Source organism: Polaromonas sp. 39-63-25, from assembly GCF_002278925.1.
In the GTDB taxonomy this organism is placed as follows: domain Bacteria; phylum Pseudomonadota; class Gammaproteobacteria; order Burkholderiales; family Burkholderiaceae_C; genus Polaromonas.
Genome location: NZ_NCJH01000036.1, coordinates 1 through 16,307, shown reverse-complemented (window position 1 = coordinate 16,307; position 16,307 = coordinate 1). Strand labels below are relative to the sequence as shown.

Sequence of the window (16,307 nt, the reverse complement as noted above, 5' to 3'; positions counted from 1 at the left end):
AGGGAAGGTTCGGTTAAATTCGTCCGGAGCATAACAACTTGAACTTTTGCTACTTTTTTGCTTAAGTATCATTTTTACCCGTATCCCGGCACGCCCCCTATTTGCGGGGAAAAAGACCGTGCTCCAACAGCTTCAGGTACGTCGATATATAAGACTGATCAACGCTCTTTCGTGCTGCTCCGGGAGCGGAGCGCCACAGCATCGTGAGATACGTGCGGGCGCCCATCAGCATGTAAACAATGGCAGTGAGTTCATCCTGGCTGAAGTCTCCGAGTTCACCGCGCTCAGACTCTTTGTGCAAGGCCCTCGCATAGCGAACCGCGAAGTCTTGGATATGCAATTTGAAGGCCGCGGGAGCGTACACCTCTGCTTCGTTCAGGATTCTGAGGAAGCCGGTGTTCTTCTGAAAAAACTCGAAGTACGCAACAATACGTCCGCGCTCGCGGTCGATACCGGTCTGCGCCGGGTCGAGGCGGGACGCGATGTATTCAAGCAACTGTCCGCCGACTGCGGGGAGCAACTGGTCGAAGAGATCCTGCCTGGTCTGGAAATAGTTGTAAAACGTGCCGTTCCCAACCCCGGCCTGTTCCGCGATCCTTGTGATAGATGCCTCTTCGTAACCATATTTGCCCACAACGACAGCGGCCGCAGAGAAAAGCGCACGACGCTTTTCATCTGCGTTCTTCTCACGCTTGCCGCGCTTCTTCAATTCCGTCGCGACGTGCCGCGCCGAGTTCTTCGAATCGCTCGCGGGTGAGCTGATCGCCTGGTGCTTGGTGGGCATGTCATCTCTTTCTCTTGGATGCTGAAAAGGGTAGCGCATATCTTAGCGGGGACGCAAGCATCGACATAAGTAGCATCCAGCTTACTGCGCGTTGCCCGGTCCTCCAAACGCCGACCAGCCACCATCTACTGGAAGGACGACGCCCGTTATATAGCTTGCCCAGTCGGACCCGAGAAAGACGGCTGCGCGTGCGACCTCGTCTGAATCTCCGAATCGCTGCATTGGGATGCGGTCTAGAAACGCGCCATCCTCGACACCGGTCGTGTGTCGCAGCTCGGCAGTCATCGCCGTTGCGATCAACCCGGGGGCGACCGCGTTGACGCGTATGTTCCGGGACGCGAGGTCTACCGCTAGTGTCTTCGTCAGCATGGCGACTGCCGCCTTTGACACGCCGTAAGCGTTGGACGCACGGAATCCAACAAGGCCGGTGATTGAGGCGATATTGATGATGGAACCGGGTCGATCAGCGGCGATCATTGTGGCCGCTGCTGCCCTGGACATTAAATATGTTCCCTGGAGATTCACATCGATGATTTGCTTCCAGGTCGCCAGATCCTGTTTTACGGTGCGCCTCGTCTTCTCAAGCAGACCGGCACTGTTTACGACGACGTCCAGTCGCCCGAACCGAGTTACGGCATCTTGCACAAACCGCGCGCAATCCTCTTCACGGGACACATCTCCGACGAGATTTAGCATCTCCTGCGCAGCCTGGCCGCCAGTTGTTATAGGTTTCAAATCACAGGACACGATCTGTGCTCCACATTGCTGCGCGAGTCGTGCTATGGCTTGCCCAATCCCCTGAGCACCACCTGTCACGAGCACCACCTTGCCATGTAGCGAAACTTCTCCTGCAGCCAGATTTTCCATGGCGGACCTGTTCAGCCTTCGGAGGCGAAAAGATCGAAAAGATCTTTCCTCAACGCAAACTTCTGCATCTTGCCGGTTGAGGTCGTCGGCATCTCGAGATACGTTACCAATCGCTTGGGCACTTCATGCGGGGCAAGCTGACCTTTGCAGAAGTCCTTCACCATTTGCTCGTCGAATTGCGCACCAGGTGCCACAACGACGGCAGCCACCACGGCTTCGCCCCAGCGGGGGTGCGGCACGCCAACAACAGCGGCGGCAGAGATCGTAGGATGCGCGAGCAGGCAACGTTCCACCTTCACGGACGACACGTTTTCGCCACCAGACTTGATGATGTCCTTCTTCCGGTCGACAAAGAGCAAAAGATCGTCTTGGTCGAAGCGGCCGAGATCACCGGAATGGAACCATCCGCCGGAGAACGCCTGGAGCGTAGCCTCAGGATCCTTCAAATATCCTTCCATGACCATCGGGCCGCGATAGACAATTTCGCCCACTTGTCCATCTTCTACAAGGTGGCCAACGTCGTCCATGATTGCTACTTCGGTAAGCGGCGTGGCGCGCCCCCAGTAGGCGCCCGCTTTCGAGAGTTGGTATTCGGGTGTGAAGACGACCGTTGGCGGGTATACCTCCGTCTGCCCGCTCGTGAGCGCGAACCGTGCGCCCATTCGCTCTATGGCGTGCCGCAGGGTATGGGAATCCATCGGAGTCATGGCATAAAGGCAAAACTCAAGACTTGAGAAGTCGTCATCCTGCAGGCCGGGTTCGGCAAGGAGACTGCGATACATCGCCGGGAGCGCGAACATCCACGTGATCTGTTCCTGCCGCATAGCTTGGAGCAATGCTTTAGCGTCAAAGCCATCCATGATGACTGCTGTACCTCCGCGCATCAGCGTGCCGCTGGTGATGGACAATTGGCCACAATGAAATAGCGGAAGGATTGCAGTCGCAATCGTGTTGTCGTGCATCTCACCGGCGAATGCGTTGTTCACTGCACCAGCCACGACGTTTGTGTGCGACAGCATCGCTCCCTTCGGAGCCGAGGTGGTTCCGCTCGTGTACATCACCATTGCGATATCGCGATCGCCGGTCGGCAGCTCCGGGTCGCGCGCTTCCATGCCGCAAGAGAGATCGTCCAGCGAAGGGAGTCCGGTTGGCCCGCGGCGTTCGAGGACATACACCTGCCTGATCGTCGGCACTTGAAGGGCTACGGAGGCGAGCCGGTCGGCACGGTCCTCGTCCACGAATAGCGCAGCCACCTCCGCATGATTCAGGATGAATGCAATGTCCTTGTCGGGGAGAGCCGGGTTGGCCGGGCACATGACGGCCCCGGCTTTGGCGCACGCGAAGTACAGAACCATGAACTCGATGGAGTTCCGGGCGAGCACCGCCACTCGCACACCCTGGCCAAGCCCGTGGCGAAGCATGCCCTGCGCGAGCCGGTTCGCCTGGTCGTTCAGCTCTCCATATGTCAGCTTGCGCTGGCCCATGACGAGCGCCGTTTTGCGACCGTGCCGTCGAGCTCCTCGCCTCGCGATATCGCCGAGGTTAGCCCGGCGGGCGATAAACAAATCGTTGTTAGGGCTCATCGAGAACTTCCGTGTGCGGGCTCTTGCCGTGACCTATGGAGAGTGTTAGCTGCCCGCGTGCGCGAATGTCGGCTTCCGTTTTTCGAGGAAGGCATTCACACACTCACGGTGATCTGCCGAATGGAAGCATTCCTTTTCGAGCGCCAATGAATAGTCAAAAGCGAGGTTCGCCGTGTCGCGCAAGATCTTGTTCAGGGGCAATTTTGTTGCCCGGATGGCGAGCCGAGGTCCATCGGCGAGGCGTCTGGCCATCTTCGTTGCGATGGAGAGCAGTTCGCCGGGAGCAACGACATGGTTCACGAGGCCAATCCGCTCAGCTTCCTTTGCTCCAATCTTGTCGCCCGTCATTAAGTACTCCTTGGCCCGTGCCATTCCGCACAGCCAGGGCCAGATCACGGCGCCTCCGTCGCCCGCCCCAATGCCCGCCAAGACATGGGTGTCAGCGATGACGGCGTCTTCCGATGCATAGATGACATCACTCAATAGCGCGATGGTCGCACCAAGACCCGTCGCGGCACCGTTTACCGCCGCGATGATTGGCTGGGGCACATCCAGCATGTCAAAGACGATTTTGCGCGCTTCGACAAAAAGGGTGTCAAGTGCCTCAGAGGTCATGTTCTTGAACCAGTCAAGGTCACCGCCGGCGCTGAATGCGCGCCCCGTTCCAGTAAGCACCACTGCACGAACAGTGGCATCCCCTGCAACGTCTCTCCAAAGCCAGGATAGCTCCGTATGTACCTCAGCGTTAACCGCGTTCAGTTTCTCCGGCCGGTTGATCATCACGGTGAGAACGCCTTCGTTCTGCGCGAACGAGATGAGCTTGTATTTCGATTGCCACATTGTGCTGAACTCCGAACAATTGTTGAAGAGATAGGAAGGTCAAAAGGCGAGGTAACCGCCATCGACATCGACCGCCGACCCGTGCACGAACGAGGCAGCTTGTGATGCGAGCCACACCACGACCGCTGCGATTTCTTCCGGCTGCCCTAATCGTCGCGCTGCGATCCTCTTGATTTTTTCGTCCAGGACGTTGCTTGGAATCCCAGCTTGCTCACCCACAACTAGCTGGGTCTCGACGTAGCCAGGGCAAATCGCGTTGATCCGGACTCCCCTGCCAGCGTATTCGAGGGCCGCGCTGCGTGTGAGTCCAATGACTCCATGCTTTGCCGCGGAATAGGCGCTGCCTCCCGCAGTCCCACGCTGACCGATCACTGAAGAGGTGTTGATGATTACACCAGCGCCTTGCTGCTCGAAGACCTTCAACTCAGCCTGCATACAGTTGAACACGCCTGTCAGGTTGACGTCCAGCACCCGCCGCCACTCGTTGAGCGGATAACGGCCGACCCGATGGGAGGAGCCGGTGATGCCGGCATTGTTGAATCCAATGTCCAGTCGACCGTAAAGCTTCACCGCTTGCTCAACCGCATTTATGCAATCTGCTTCATTGCACACGTCGACATGGACGTATTGGGCCTCGCCGCCCGCCGACTGGATGTCCTTGACCGTCATTTCACCTGCGGCATCATCCACATCACCCAACAGGATCCGAACGCCTTCCCGCGCCCACGCGAGGGAAGCAGCCCGCCCGATTCCTGAAGCACCGCCGGTGACGAACGCCACGCGGCGGCTGCTTTCGCCGCCGGAAGTCTGCACATCCGTCATAGCGTCTCCGAGAAAATCTGCCGGCCGATCAGCATGCGGCGGATCTCGGATGTGCCAGCCCCAATCTCGAAGATCTTGGCGTCTCGCCAATAGCGTCCGGCCGGGCATTCGTTCATGTAGCCCGTTCCGCCAAGGATCTGAATCGTCTCGCCGGCCATCCAGGTTGCCTTTTCAGCTGCGTACAGGATCGCCGCGGCGCAATCCTTTCTAGCCGCGCGGCCGTCGAGGACTTTCGCGTCAAGCGCACGCGTCACGCCATACAAATACGCGCGCGAGGTCATCAACGCCGTGTACATATCGGCCATCTTTCCCTGGATCAGTTGGAATTGGCCGATGGGCTGTCCGAACTGCTGACGATCGTGCGTGTATGGCACGGCGAGGTCCAGACACGCAGCCATGATCCCGATGGGCCCGGCGGCCATGACTGCTCGCTCATAATCCAGCCCGGACATGAGAACCTGCACGCCTCCACCGATTTGTCCGAGTACGTTCTCGGCCGGAACCACGCAATTCTCGAAGACCAGCTCGCAAGTGTTGGAGCCGCGCATTCCCAGCTTGTCCAACTTGGTCGAAGTCGTGAATCCCTTATAGCCTCGCTCGATGATGAACGCGGTGATTCCCTTCGAGGCTGCGGTAGGGTCAGTCTTTGCATAGACCACCAGGGTGTCGGCATTGGGACCATTGGTGATCCACATCTTCGTTCCATTCAGAATGAATTCATCGCCGGAGCGCTCTGCTCGCAGCCTCATTGACACGACGTCAGAGCCCGCTCCGCTCTCCGACATCGCCAGGGCTCCAATATGCTCGCCAGAAAGTAGCTTGGGTAGGTACCTCCGCTTCTGGGCCTCCGTTCCATTGCGCGCGATCTGGTTCACACACAGATTCGAGTGCGCGCCGTATGACATACCGACAGCTGCCGAAACGCGCGAGATCTCCTCCATCGCGACAACGTGGGCAAGGTAGCCGAGTCCGGAGCCTCCATATGCCTCGTCCACAGTGATCCCGAGCAGGCCCATGTCGCCGAATTTGCGCCACATATCCGCGGGGAAGTCATTGGCTTGTTCTATGGCGTGAGCCCGTGGTGCGAGTTCCGTCTGCACGAAGGTCCTTACCGAGTCACGCAGCATTCGCGTTGACTCGTCCAGCCCGAAGTCGATTGGTGAGAGTTCAATCATTTGATTCCTTGAAGATGTGGCGCCGCAATCAGTTCCCGGCGAATTCGGGCGAGCGTTTGGACAGAAATGCGCCGACGCCCTCCAGAAAATCCCTGGATCGGCTGATCTCGACGAAGGTTTGTGCTTCCCTGTCCATGTGTTCGGGCAGCGTGGAACCAGTTGCGGCCTGCACCAGACTCTTTGTGGCAAGAAACGCCGCGGTAGGTCCATTGAGCAGTCGGTCTACAAGTTGGCTGCACTCATCTTCGAATCCTGTTCTAGGCACCACGATGTTGACCAACCCCAATTCTTTCGCCCTTTCCGCACCGAAACTTTCGCTGAGTAGAAGGAGCTCAAGCGCACGACGTTCGCCGAGCTGGCGCGTCAGGAAGTAGGAGGTCGCCGCATCGGGTGTTGCACCGATCTTTGTGTAGGCCATGCTGAAGCGGGCGTCTGCCTGCGCGATCACGAAATCTGCTGCGAACAAGAGACCGAGCGAACCGCCAGCGACCGAGCCATTGACAGCCGCAACCACAATCGCAGGCATAGAGCGCAACCCTTGGATCACCTCAGCGAACGAATCGAGCGTTGTTCTTATGCGATCCGCGAGACCTTCCCGCCCAACGTCAAACCAGGACACGTTGCCTCCGACGCCGAAGCAGCGCCCCGCGCTCCGGAGCAAAACCAGGCGCACGTTTTCAGCGCTGCTGACGGTACGCACTGCGTCTGCGAGACTTTCGGCGAATTGCGCATCGATGGCATTTAGTCCGCTTGGATCGGCCATTTCGATGATTGCGAGCCCGTCGGGCTGAAAGATTGTGTTGATCATGAGGATTGTGTAGTGAGCGGCGTCGCAGCGCTGCCGAGACGCAGGATGTGACCTGCCCTCGATCGTTGGAACGTTAGCAAAAAATGAACAATGAGTCAACATTCATATTAACATTCTTCGTCGCCCGCTTAGGAAAAAATCAACCCTCCATTGATGTCAACGACCGCGCCACTCATGTAGCTTGCGGCCGCGGAGCAAAGGAAGGCGATAGGCCACGCAACCTCCTCGGCCGTTCCCATGCGACGCATGGGAACGCGCGCGGTGTCGAATACCTGCCCCTCAAGCATCTCCGTGGCGATACTTCCGGGTGCCACGCCGTTGACGCACACTCCTTTGGGGGCGGCACGCTGCGCGAACCAACGAACAAGGGAGTGAACGGCTCCCTTGGATGCGGTGTAATGTGGCCCCGCTTGCATACCGCCCATGCGGCCCGAAGCAGAGCCCACGAACACGATGCTTCCGCTGCCGCGGTCGCACATGTCCTGAAAGTACTCACGAACGACGTTCAATGAGCCGCGGACATTTACTGCCATCACGCGATCAAACGATTCGTCCCAGGCCGGATCGAGCCAATCATCGAAAGGGAGAATGCCGGCCGCCAGGACGAGCGCATCAACCCTTGGACATTCCTCACGCAACTTCGCGATCGAGGCGCGGTCGCTGACATCGCAGATCAAGCTGCTGGCGCTGTCACCGAGTGTTGCGAGTTCAGCGCCGGGAATTGGCGTCCGGTCTGCCAGGACAACGCGCGCACCCTGCGCCACAAGTGCCTTAGCACACGCCCGGCCAATGCCACCTGCGGCGCCGGTCACCAAGACACACTTGCCATCCAATCGATAAGGGTTGGCTACTTGCATTGGAAATGCCCTTCACAATCGTTTTATAAATATGAATTATGGCTCATAATTCGAAAATACAAGAGCAACCCCGCTTTGTGTAGCACTCTGGGATTAATCCACTGAGGATGACAAGTGGTTCCGCTTATAAAGACCAATGATGAGTAATGTTGTTCAGTTGACGCGAGTCGGGCCGCATGTAGCGGTGGTGACACTTAATCGTCCCGAAGCGTGCAACGCCATTGACGGCGAAATGGCTCGCGAACTGGAGAGGATGGCCGACGAAGTTGAGCAGGATGCTTCGTTATGGGTGGCCGTGCTGATGGGTGCTGGTGACCGCGCCTTTTGTGCAGGAGCTGACCTGAAAGCCGTGGCATCAGGTCACGTGGCCGAGTTGTCAACAGCACGCGGCGGCTTCGCTGGTTTTGTACGTCTGCCGCGCAGAAAGCTGTGGATCGCAGCGGTGCATGGAGCAGTGCTGGCGGGAGGCCTCGAGCTATTGCTTGCCTGCGACTTCGCAGTCGCATCCTCGGGGAGCCGCTTTGGATTGCCCGAGGTGAAGCGCGGCCTTGTTGCCTCAGAAGGAGGGCTATTTCGCTTGCCTCGTGCGCTACCTCGGGGCTTGGCATTGCGAATGGTGGCAACCGGTGCGTCGATTGACTCTGAGGTTGCGCTTGAGCACGGCCTGATCACCGAGATCGTGGCTCCAGACATGCTGCGCAGGTACGCAGTGGCTCTCGCATCGGAGATATGTCAGAACGCTCCGTTGGCGGTTCGCGAAAGCCTGGCGATCGCTCGCGATGCGCTCACGCAAACGGATGCGCAGCTCGAGACACGATGCCGCGACGTCCTCCATCGTTTGGCAAGCACCGCCGACTTCCGTGAAGGAAGTCTCGCCTTCGTCGAGCGGCGCGCCCCGCAGTGGATCGGCGCATGAGCCATGACCTGATCTGCGACTGATCCAGTCGAAAACACAGGGATCTGCTAGGTGAACAACGTTAACGCATTCGCGAACCCCAATATTCGCAGCCTAAGCAGAAGCAAACGCGCGAAGCGTCAGCGCCTAAAGCGCATAAGCGGCAACCAAGGCGGCGACCGCAAAGCATTGCCAAAGCGGCTCTTCAGTTCGGCGATCTAGACTCGCCGCCCACCCGTTTCGCGGCCGGACGCGTAGTATGGCAATAGCGAGCGGGTAGTACGCGGCGTGTTGGTCCACGAATCAACCATTCATGCGTCATGTCCGCAATTTTCCTCGCGTGCGGGAACTAGCGGCCCCTGGTCGGTCGCGATGAGAGGTAAAAGTGGAGTCGAACCGGCATCAGCGGGATGGCAGGCAAAATGAACACATTGGTTCGCAGCCGGAAAAGGTGCGTAGAACTCTTACGAACTTGTGGAACATTCACGACCACATCGCACGCGATCAGCGCATCCACGATGCGCTTTTGGGTCTGAGTCAGCGTTTCAACGACCGAACTCACGGTCTGTTGCGGATCCTGCAGCAGTTCAACAGCCTCCCCCTGGAGTTTGAAGACATGCGCAGTACGCCCGAATACTGACGGGCGCCTCGTGGCCTTGATGCCGAAGTTCATCAGTTGCGCCACCCAGTTCGTGGGCGCGCAGGATGACGATTTCATTGTGATTTGCATGGGTCCTCCAAAAAAAAAAGAGGACCATGCCCCGCTGGGATGATCCCCAGTGGGTTGGTAAAGGCGCACGAAACGGTTCGTCTGTGCGCGAAGTCGCAAATATGCGAAAACAGTGCAATTTTATGGCGGCTTTCGCGCGTGCACAACAGATTGGAGTCGGCCCTCATTGACAGTGCAATCACTGGTGATAATCTGATACTAAGACCTCCGAAGTGGAGGGATCAGGAGAGCGAGATGATGTTGGTTGATGGTCGAATTCGGATGTCGGACCAGGAATGGCAGGCTTTTCAGCGCATGAACTGGGCACCTTGGCGCCCGCGCACGCCGGCTGAATTTAATGCGATCTGCGAACTGGCGAAGGTCCGGCACGAGATCGAAAATACGGATGGTATGGGTGGCGTTTATGCGTTGGCCACAGAGAAGATGAAGTTCGGTCCGAACAACGAAGTCAATTTCCCGGAGGATAAGAGGCGACTCGCCGCTATGAAGACGACAGGCACCTGGCTTAATGATGAGCAGCTGGCGACCTTTGAAGCCGCTGCGCCAGCCGGCCCAGGTTTGACCCTCGTTCCTTCACGGTAGGATTCAAAGCCAAAAAAAAACCCCGGTTGCCTCGCGGCACCGGGGGTTTCTATATTTGTCAGTCTTAAAGTTGCACCACTAAGAAGTCATCGAAGACCTCCGAGCCGGCCTTCCGGATTGCAGTCTCCACGCTTTGCGCATCCGGCGGTTGTCGATACCACAAGTGAATCTCGAAATCGTCGCCGCCTTCTTCCGGGTGGATCCATGCGTTGACGAGATACGTAAATCCTGCCTTCTTCTTCCGCGCACGCAGCTGGAGCGCAGCTGCAAGGGCCTTTTGCCTGCCTCTTGCAAACTCAGCGTTGAGCATTTTCATGAAGCATGCTTCACACTTGCCTTCGCGGTTTGTTTCACATGCTTCGGGATCGAACGCGGGCTTGCCACAGCAGCTGCAGCTCACCGTCTTCGCTTTGTCGAATAGTCGTTCCAGATCAGCCGGCGTTGCGGATTCGAATGGAGTCGATTTGTCGAGCATGTAAGCGACGCCGCCGCCGTCCATGGTGATCGCCACCTGCAATCCGTAGCCGCGATACATCCAGGAGCAAGGCGAGACCTGCAGCGTGAATTTCACGCCATCGATCTCGCGCTCCAACTTGCAGACGCGCAGCGAGGGCCTACGCCGGGGCGGCAAAGCTGCGCCATCAGTTCCAATAGTTGTCATTCGGGGTTTCCTATGTTGATGAAACACCCCCCAGCGAGTGGCTGGGGGGTATTGCTGGCCAAAAAATGACCGTAATTGGGAGTTCAGGGTGTGGAGCCTTGAATCCGTGTCTCGTTCGACGAGTCCGCCGTGAGGCCGGCACCAGGTACCAGCGCGCCGGCCGCAGCCAGGAACGCCGCTTTCAGATCCTCTGGTGATCCGCCGGCGCCGGTGGCCAAAAGGTTGGCCAGCGCCATCCAGAATTCCGGGGCGTTCAGGTCGACGATCTCGATCTGCGGCGAGACATTCTGGACGGATGGGTTCGACCCATGCCCCATGAGCCGCCCCATAGATCAATGCCATCTGCCCGAGGTTGTGGTTGCCGAGTGACATTCGGACGTCCGGAAGCGCCGCCGCGAGCTGGTCTGCCAGGCTTGCGCCCTTGAGTCCCGCGACAACTGAGCGCCACGATTTCCGTGCATCGTCCTCCCATTCTTCCCGGTAGACCTCATGTTCGTCGCGGTAGCTGGACAGCAAGGTTCCCGGGAAGTCCCAGGAGGCCCCCGACTCCGTCACAAAGCAGTTGAACTGGGTGACTTCGCCTGAACTGTCGTGACCCACTTCTTCCAGGATCCAGCCTCTGTCGACGGCCGTCGCAATTTCAAAGCTCGGGTCTGTGGTGGACGTGACGAGCACCAGCGCTGATTTCACCAGGTGCACATCAACGCCGTTGCCATCAAAGTCCGTCGAATCGCTCGCGATGATCCCCGAGTGGGTGATTGCCACCTTGAAGTCGATCGCCGATGGCGTAGCTTCAAAGATCCAGTGTCCTGTATCAAGGCCATTGGTATCGACCTCGACCACACTTTCGAGCTGCATGACCCGCCAAAGCGCGCCGGCCTGCTCACTTTCAGAGTTGCCGAGGTAGGACGGCACGTCGCGCCACACCTTGACCTCGCCGCTCAGGATCTGCCGCCGGGTGATGAATTGCGTTTCGTGGGGCAAATAGCCCAAACGACTTTCACTTTCCGCCGCAAGCGTTTCGATTGTCGAAATGATTTCCCTGGGAAGCAGCGGAATGTCATTGAGCAGCGTAGGCACCTCGTGCCGAAGGCACGCGGTCCAGTACTTCGCGACAAACGTCTCAGCCGGCAGCGAAGCCTTCTGTTCGAGAAGAAACTGCTGCACGAGAGTGCGCAACGTAACGCGCAGCTCCTCGAGTTGGTCGGCCGCGTTGTACAGGGACTTTCGGTCCGGCATGATCGCGGCGAAGCGCTGGTTGTCGAGATGCACAACCGTCTGGGCATGAATTTCATTCTTGACCTGGATAAGTAGGCCCTGGAGATACAAGGCTCTGCCGATTACCACGTCAAGGACATCGCCTCGCACGTTCTGGTCGTGGTCGCGAGCCGTGATGTGCTCAATGTGAACGTGACCTACTGGCGTGACAACGGTTTGCAGGTTCTCGAGGGCATGCGGTCGGGGGACCGAGACACCATTGAACTGGACATCGATGGGGAAACCCATCGCCAGCTCGATGATGCATGCCTCCATGCGGGAGCTCGCGTTGGCCGTAGAGCGACCGAAATATGGTCCGACACCTGTACTGCGGGCACTGGAATCGCTGACCATCATTCCGGCTGTCACTGACCAGTGATGCTGGTGATTTCCACCGAATGTCGGCTTCGGAGAAGAACGAATTTCCCCTTAGGGCCCAAAGCGGACTCTCAGCCTTCTCAAAAGCGGACATCCTCCGTCCACCTTTAGCTAGAACAAGCACAACACTCGGCGTGAGCGATCGAGACGTGCACTGTCCTTAACTGACTGTGGATGAGGCATTGAGGCATGGCCTGCCGCGCTGGCGGGGGCGCACGCACCGCACCCATGAAACAACCCACTTTGGTCCGGCGTGCACCTTTTGTGGTACAACTACACTTTTCTGACAAATGCCTAGCACGGGGCCACGCAGTGATATGACCATGAGAAAGAGGTACGTAGAAGTGGCGTTCGATACTCACCTCAAAGAGGTGGTGGTTTGCAATGCTGCCCAAGCCCGCCCTATTAAGGAAGTTGTGATCTGCCAGCTCACGGAGGCGATGCAAAAACAGTCCCTGAGCAAGGCACGTCTTGCTACCATGCTCAAGACCAGCCGATCGCAGGTCGATCGCTTGCTCGATCCAACCCATGATGTGACCCTCTCAACGCTTCAGCGCGCAGCCGCTCTTGTCGGCCTCCAAGTTCAGATCGAGTTGGTGTGATGGATAACGACAGGCCGAACGCTATGCATGCGCCTGACCCCTTTACAGCCACGCAGCGCTACTACTGGCGCATCGCTCTCGAACTCAAGCTCCGGAAATCCAACAGCGACGCCTTCCAAGATTTCTTCTCCACCGTCATGGGGCAACTCCATGGCGACGACTTCGTGCGCGTGCGTCCGTACGGCTCTCTCGGCGACAAAGGGTGCGACGGTTATCTGAGATCCAGCGGGCAACTTTTTCAATGCTATGGAGCCCTGGCAGGCGAGCTCAAGCAGGTCGCGACGCTCACCACCAAGATGACCGACGACTTTTCGAAGGCGCTCAAGAAGCTCGCAGCCATCATGAAAGAATGGCACATGGTTCACAACATTGCTGATGGACTCCCCGTCGAAGCGATCACAACGCTCGACGGGTTGGAGACGTCCAATCCCTCGTTGACCTTTGGATTCATTGGCATTGAAGGTTTTTCGGATCGCGTTTTTCGGCTCAAGCCGTATCAAGTCGAAGCCTTACTTGGACCGGCCGCGACCGATGCCGATACCACAAACCTCGACCACGCAGCGTTACGCGATCTCATCCAACATCTGCGCCACGAGGCAGACTCCATCGATTTCAACGCACAGGATCTGCGACCGGTCCCACCCGATAAGCTGTATTACAACAACTTGCCTAACTATTGGAAGCACCTAGTCTCGGGCGGTTGGAAGAATGCACACCTGATTGGCGCCTACTTTGACCGTCATCCCGATCCCCTCACGGGGGAACGAATCGCCAAGCTCTTCCGAGACCGCTACGAGTACCTAAAAGCGCAGCACCTGAGCCCGGCCGACATCATGGTTGCACTCTATGAGCTCGTTACAGGCATCGGCAATGTGCCGCCGCAAAAGCAGGTCGCTGCGCAATCACTCTTGGCCTTCCTCTTCGAGAACTGCGACATTTTTGAGCGCGACCCATCCAAGGGGCCCTCATGATCCTGCCAACCAAGTATCTCGCACACGACAGGGCGCTTATCGGCGTCGGTGGAGATATCCTCAAGCATCTGGAAGAGCCGAGAACAGTCTCAGCACTTTGGGATTGTGTGCGCGAGGCCCAGAGCTACAAGACTGCCGACGCCTTGATTTCCTTCGACTGGTTCGTGCTTGCCCTCAACCTTCTTTACGCAATCTCAGCCGTTGGCTACAGGAATGGCGTTATCCACTGTGAGCAAGCGCGATGATTCTGTACATCGAGAGCTCCCTCAAGACGTTCAAGCCCGTGACCTTTCATGAGGGGCTGAATGTCGTGTTGTCCGATCGTACTGCGAACTCAACGGACAAACAGACAAGAAATAGCGCCGGAAAGACAAGCCTCATCGAGATCATTCACTTTTTACTCGGCTCCGACTGCGATAAGGAGTCCCTGTTTCGCCTCGACGAGTTAGTTGAACACACTTTTAAGGGGACGTTCAAGATCGCGGGCGAGCTGTTTACGGTTGCACGTAGTGGCTCCGACCCGTCAAAGATCTTCCTCATCAACGGCGGTGAAGAGCGCAAGGATCTGCCACGCAAAGTCGACAAGGCGAGCGAACAGTTCTACGTATCTAACTTGAACTGGCGCGTGTTTCTTGGCCATGCCATGTTTGCGTTGCCCGCAGACGAGCGTGGAACGCTCTTCGACGAATCTTTCACGCCGACGTTCCGGTCGATGTTTTCCTACTTCGCACGACGTCGGAACTCAGGGGGCTTCATCAGCCCTGAACGCCAAGCCGAGAAGCAACAGCGCTGGGACTGGCAAGTCAACTTGTCCTATCTGTTCGGCCTAGACTGGCAGATTCCATTCGACTTCAACAAGATCCGAGCGCGCGAAAAAACCCTTGAGGAGTTGAAAAAGGCAGTCAAAATCGGCGCCCTCGGGTCCGTCATTGGCACCGTCGCGGAATTGAGACCGCAAGTCACCATCGCTGAGGCCAAGGCAAACAAGCTTCGCCAGCAACTCGAAAACTTTGAAGTGCTGGACAGCTACAAGTCTCTTGCAAAGCGGGCCGCTCAAATCAAGGGCGAAATGCAGACCTTGACGCGTCACGGGGTCTCGCTAAATGAAACACTCGAACACCTCGAGGAGGCCCTGAAATCCGAGCGACCACCACAGCGGACCGACATCCAGCAGCTTTACTCAGCAGCGGGCATTGAGCTGCCGGGGGTGGCCTTGCGTCGCTTTGACGACGTAAGCAGCTTCTACGAGTCAATAGTGACGAATCGGCGCATTCATTTGGAACACGAAATTGCAGAGGTTCGCTCCCGCATCGCCGACGATGACGTCACGCTGGGCCGTCTCGACAAGGAACGAAGTGAGATCCTGCAGATGCTGCAAGGTCGTGGAGCGCTCGACGACTTCCTGATTATGCAAAGCGAATTAGCCGCAGGTGAAGCGCATGCCGCGACACTTCGTGAACGTTTCAAGGCAGCTGAGGCGCTCGAAGGAGAATCTACTAAACTCGATATTGATCGCGCCAACCTTAAGCGCAAGCTTCAGGAGGATCACCACGCGCGTGAAGTAGCCCTAGAGGAAGCCATCCTCATCATCGCTGACGCGATCGCAGAGCTGTACGACGACCGTGCCGGGCGGTTCGTTGTTGAAGCGACTGAGAATGGTCCAGAGTTTCGAATCTCCATTGAAGGAGACCGAGGTGGTGGCATCTCTAACATGGAGATCTTTTGCTTCGACATTGCCCTCCAACGCATCGTCACAAAGCGATACGGCGGACCAGGCTTCTTGATTCACGACAGCCACTTGTTTGACGGCGTCGATGAGCGTCAGGTTGCCGGTGCCTTACGGCTCGGTATGAAGGCAAGTCAGGGCTTGCAGCAGCAGTACATCGTGACTATGAACTCCGACATCTTCGATCGGCTACCCGTGGACAAGCGTATTGACCTCAAGGCGGCAGTCGTCGAAACGCGCCTTTCTGACGAGACCGAAGACGGAGGACTCTTCGGATTTCGGTTCGGTTGAGAGAGAGTTGAATAGTGTGCCTAAACGCCCTGTCCACTTTGGTAGCAGTACAAGTTCCTCGGAAAACGACGTGTCGGAGTCCTGCTCCTGGCTGCCAGCAACTAAAACGGTTGAGTCTGAGCTCGCGGCGCGAGTGACTGCTTCTGGCCGGGAACCAGCCGTTCGAAGACAAGCCTGCGTAACGGCTGTGGGGGGAGGGACTCGGCACGAGCGAGCTCAATATGTGACCGGACCGAAATGTCCGCGATAACCGATCTGAGTTAGAACCAGTCGGTTGATGCAATGTACGCGCACTGACCCGCTCTCAATTGGGCGGCCGAAGAGAGCGAAATTTTCGATTGTGAATGCTCGCCCGTACTCCTCTGCTTGAGGATGAAAGGTAATAGTCCGACCACTACCGTTCTTGACGGTCAGTATTCTTCCGGGGCCAAACGTTGGTTGACCTCGGCGACATCGAACGCTGCGGGGTCGAACGACC

Annotated in this window: 16 protein-coding genes; 6 read left to right on the top strand and 10 right to left on the bottom strand. The window is 57.5% G+C overall.

Features of this window, described 5'->3' with window-relative positions; all coding sequences use genetic code 11:
• Window positions 1-97: 97 nt before the first annotated feature.
• From B7X65_RS23445 to B7X65_RS23410, 8 genes are all read right to left on the bottom strand, one after another.
• Window positions 98-784, bottom strand: coding sequence for a TetR/AcrR family transcriptional regulator (locus tag B7X65_RS23445; RefSeq protein WP_293596642.1), 687 nt, complete (start codon window positions 782-784; stop codon window positions 98-100).
• An 81-nt stretch (window positions 785-865) separates the two neighbouring features.
• Window positions 866-1,651, bottom strand: coding sequence for an SDR family NAD(P)-dependent oxidoreductase (locus tag B7X65_RS23440; protein ID WP_293596641.1), 786 nt, complete (start codon window positions 1,649-1,651; stop codon window positions 866-868).
• 11 nt (window positions 1,652-1,662) lie between these two features.
• Window positions 1,663-3,234 (bottom strand): AMP-binding protein, encoded by a 1,572-nt coding sequence (locus B7X65_RS23435; RefSeq protein ID WP_293596640.1) that lies wholly within the window; start codon window positions 3,232-3,234, stop codon window positions 1,663-1,665.
• A 45-nt stretch (window positions 3,235-3,279) separates the two neighbouring features.
• Window positions 3,280-4,074 (bottom strand): enoyl-CoA hydratase-related protein, encoded by a 795-nt coding sequence (locus B7X65_RS23430; RefSeq protein WP_293596639.1) that lies wholly within the window; start codon window positions 4,072-4,074, stop codon window positions 3,280-3,282.
• A gap of 39 nt (window positions 4,075-4,113) precedes the next feature.
• The gene (locus B7X65_RS23425; RefSeq protein WP_293596638.1) at window positions 4,114-4,896 is read right to left on the bottom strand and encodes an SDR family NAD(P)-dependent oxidoreductase; all 783 of its coding nucleotides are present in this window, start codon (window positions 4,894-4,896) and stop codon (window positions 4,114-4,116) included.
• Window positions 4,893-6,071, bottom strand: coding sequence for an isovaleryl-CoA dehydrogenase (locus tag B7X65_RS23420; protein WP_293596637.1), 1,179 nt, complete (start codon window positions 6,069-6,071; stop codon window positions 4,893-4,895). The genes B7X65_RS23425 and B7X65_RS23420 overlap by 4 nt, the downstream gene beginning before the upstream one ends.
• 28 nt (window positions 6,072-6,099) lie before the next feature.
• Entirely contained in the window at window positions 6,100-6,879 is a 780-nt protein-coding gene (locus B7X65_RS23415) for an enoyl-CoA hydratase-related protein (RefSeq protein ID WP_293596636.1), read from the bottom strand.
• Between the two features lie 128 nt (window positions 6,880-7,007).
• The gene (locus tag B7X65_RS23410) at window positions 7,008-7,736 is read right to left on the bottom strand and encodes an SDR family NAD(P)-dependent oxidoreductase (RefSeq protein ID WP_293596635.1); all 729 of its coding nucleotides are present in this window, start codon (window positions 7,734-7,736) and stop codon (window positions 7,008-7,010) included.
• 136 nt (window positions 7,737-7,872) lie between these two features.
• Between B7X65_RS23410 and B7X65_RS23405 the strand changes: the two genes are divergently transcribed.
• A complete protein-coding gene (locus B7X65_RS23405; protein ID WP_293596634.1) occupies window positions 7,873-8,652 on the top strand; it encodes an enoyl-CoA hydratase-related protein in 780 nt (259 codons plus the stop codon).
• Between the two features lie 328 nt (window positions 8,653-8,980).
• Here the strand turns inward: B7X65_RS23405 and B7X65_RS23400 are convergent, their stop codons facing one another.
• Window positions 8,981-9,361: a hypothetical protein gene (locus B7X65_RS23400; protein WP_293596633.1), complete on the bottom strand. Its 381-nt coding sequence runs from the start codon at window positions 9,359-9,361 to the stop codon at window positions 8,981-8,983.
• 234 nt (window positions 9,362-9,595) lie between these two features.
• On the opposite strand from B7X65_RS23400, the gene B7X65_RS23395 reads away from it, so the two are divergent.
• Window positions 9,596-9,943 carry a hypothetical protein gene (locus B7X65_RS23395; RefSeq protein WP_293596632.1) on the top strand — a complete coding sequence of 116 codons (348 nt, stop codon included), beginning with the start codon at window positions 9,596-9,598 and terminating at the stop codon, window positions 9,941-9,943.
• A gap of 64 nt (window positions 9,944-10,007) precedes the next feature.
• On the opposite strand, the gene B7X65_RS23390 is transcribed toward B7X65_RS23395, so the two are convergent.
• Window positions 10,008-12,137, bottom strand: a complete 2,130-nt coding sequence (locus B7X65_RS23390) for a hypothetical protein (protein WP_293596631.1) — start codon at window positions 12,135-12,137, stop codon at window positions 10,008-10,010.
• 419 nt (window positions 12,138-12,556) lie between these two features.
• Between B7X65_RS23390 and B7X65_RS23385 the strand changes: the two genes are divergently transcribed.
• From B7X65_RS23385 to B7X65_RS23370, 4 genes are read left to right on the top strand one after another with little or no spacing between them, the layout of a single operon-like run.
• The gene (locus tag B7X65_RS23385; protein WP_293596630.1) at window positions 12,557-12,841 is read left to right on the top strand and encodes a Fis family transcriptional regulator; all 285 of its coding nucleotides are present in this window, start codon (window positions 12,557-12,559) and stop codon (window positions 12,839-12,841) included.
• A complete protein-coding gene (locus tag B7X65_RS23380) occupies window positions 12,841-13,812 on the top strand; it encodes an ABC-three component system protein (RefSeq protein WP_293596629.1) in 972 nt (323 codons plus the stop codon). Before B7X65_RS23385 ends, B7X65_RS23380 begins: the two co-directional genes overlap by 1 nt.
• Window positions 13,809-14,057 (top strand): ABC-three component system middle component 6, encoded by a 249-nt coding sequence (locus B7X65_RS23375; protein ID WP_293596628.1) that lies wholly within the window; start codon window positions 13,809-13,811, stop codon window positions 14,055-14,057. Before B7X65_RS23380 ends, B7X65_RS23375 begins: the two co-directional genes overlap by 4 nt.
• Window positions 14,054-15,829 carry an ABC-three component system protein gene (locus tag B7X65_RS23370; RefSeq protein ID WP_293596627.1) on the top strand — a complete coding sequence of 592 codons (1,776 nt, stop codon included), beginning with the start codon at window positions 14,054-14,056 and terminating at the stop codon, window positions 15,827-15,829. Before B7X65_RS23375 ends, B7X65_RS23370 begins: the two co-directional genes overlap by 4 nt.
• Window positions 15,830-16,307: the final 478 nt, after the last annotated feature.

Bases quoted from the DNA above. Each gene is read 5' to 3' on its own strand.
- B7X65_RS23445 (WP_293596642.1), bottom strand. From the start codon at position 784: ATGCCCACCAAGCACCAGGCGATCAGCTCACCCGCGAGCGATTCGAAG.
- B7X65_RS23440 (WP_293596641.1), bottom strand. From the start codon at position 1,651: ATGGAAAATCTGGCTGCAGGAGAAGTTTCGCTACATGGCAAGGTGGTG.
- B7X65_RS23435 (WP_293596640.1), bottom strand. From the start codon at position 3,234: ATGAGCCCTAACAACGATTTGTTTATCGCCCGCCGGGCTAACCTCGGC.
- B7X65_RS23430 (WP_293596639.1), bottom strand. From the start codon at position 4,074: ATGTGGCAATCGAAATACAAGCTCATCTCGTTCGCGCAGAACGAAGGC.
- B7X65_RS23425 (WP_293596638.1), bottom strand. From the start codon at position 4,896: ATGACGGATGTGCAGACTTCCGGCGGCGAAAGCAGCCGCCGCGTGGCG.
- B7X65_RS23420 (WP_293596637.1), bottom strand. From the start codon at position 6,071: ATGATTGAACTCTCACCAATCGACTTCGGGCTGGACGAGTCAACGCGA.
- B7X65_RS23415 (WP_293596636.1), bottom strand. From the start codon at position 6,879: ATGATCAACACAATCTTTCAGCCCGACGGGCTCGCAATCATCGAAATG.
- B7X65_RS23410 (WP_293596635.1), bottom strand. From the start codon at position 7,736: ATGCAAGTAGCCAACCCTTATCGATTGGATGGCAAGTGTGTCTTGGTG.
- B7X65_RS23405 (WP_293596634.1), top strand. From the start codon at position 7,873: ATGATGAGTAATGTTGTTCAGTTGACGCGAGTCGGGCCGCATGTAGCG.
- B7X65_RS23400 (WP_293596633.1), bottom strand. From the start codon at position 9,361: ATGCAAATCACAATGAAATCGTCATCCTGCGCGCCCACGAACTGGGTG.
- B7X65_RS23395 (WP_293596632.1), top strand. From the start codon at position 9,596: ATGATGTTGGTTGATGGTCGAATTCGGATGTCGGACCAGGAATGGCAG.
- B7X65_RS23390 (WP_293596631.1), bottom strand. From the start codon at position 12,137: ATGGAGGCATGCATCATCGAGCTGGCGATGGGTTTCCCCATCGATGTC.
- B7X65_RS23385 (WP_293596630.1), top strand. From the start codon at position 12,557: ATGACCATGAGAAAGAGGTACGTAGAAGTGGCGTTCGATACTCACCTC.
- B7X65_RS23380 (WP_293596629.1), top strand. From the start codon at position 12,841: ATGGATAACGACAGGCCGAACGCTATGCATGCGCCTGACCCCTTTACA.
- B7X65_RS23375 (WP_293596628.1), top strand. From the start codon at position 13,809: ATGATCCTGCCAACCAAGTATCTCGCACACGACAGGGCGCTTATCGGC.
- B7X65_RS23370 (WP_293596627.1), top strand. From the start codon at position 14,054: ATGATTCTGTACATCGAGAGCTCCCTCAAGACGTTCAAGCCCGTGACC.